We start from the raw sequence: 734 nt of genomic DNA, 5'->3' as shown, positions 1-734 counted from the left end.
AGATCATAGCAGTGCGGCATGTTGTAGCCCAGCGACATAGGGTCCAGCTCGTGGAGGAAGTACAACCGCTTCTGGGCGGAGGAGAGCGGATGGAGATCCCGATCCGGTGCCCGCGATATCCGGGGAAGGCCGTTGCCCTTGCCCCTATGGGCCTCGACCGATCCCGCCAGGGACCTAAGGTCCGTCGAATTGAAGACCTCGTTCAGTGGAAGGGAGATATCGAATTCCGAGTTCACCCTGTTCCTCAACGATATCGCGCTCAGCGAGTGGCCGCCCAGATCGAAGAAGTTCGTGTCCGAACCGATCTCCCCCGGGGACGTTCCCAGTATGTCCGACCAGATCCCCGCCAGGCACTCCTCCGTAGTACCGGAGAGCGACGCCGTACCAAGTTCCCGTAAGGGCTCAAGGCCCTCCAGTTCCCTGCGGTCCACCTTCCCGTTCGTGGTCAGCGGAAAGGTATCCATCCGCATGTACTCCTTGGGCACCATATAGGCGGGGAGCCTTCCGTTTAGGAATTCCTTTATCTCGCCCGGGGAGAGGCCCTCCCCCGAAATATAGTAACAGGCCAGGTACCTGTCGCTAGAACGCTCCCTGGACAGGACCACCGCGTCCGTTATCCCCGAATGCTCCAATATCTGGTGCTCCACCTCCCCCAGTTCCACACGGTAGCCCCGTATCTTCACCTGCCCGTCGCGGCGGCCGATGAACTCCAGGTCCCCGTCAGGGAGCCAGCG

1 protein-coding gene is annotated in these 734 nt (G+C 61.0%); it reads right to left on the bottom strand.

The genetic code is table 11. The features are described 5' to 3' along the window. A partial coding sequence (locus tag ACEXOE_RS23720) for a phosphopantetheine-binding protein (protein WP_394751367.1) occupies nucleotides 1-734 on the bottom strand: 734 nt, incomplete at both ends.

It is taken from the genome of Spongiimicrobium salis (assembly GCF_043678055.1).
Lineage (GTDB): Bacteria > Bacteroidota > Bacteroidia > Flavobacteriales > Flavobacteriaceae > Spongiimicrobium > Spongiimicrobium salis.
This window is presented reverse-complemented; position numbering and strand designations above follow the sequence as displayed.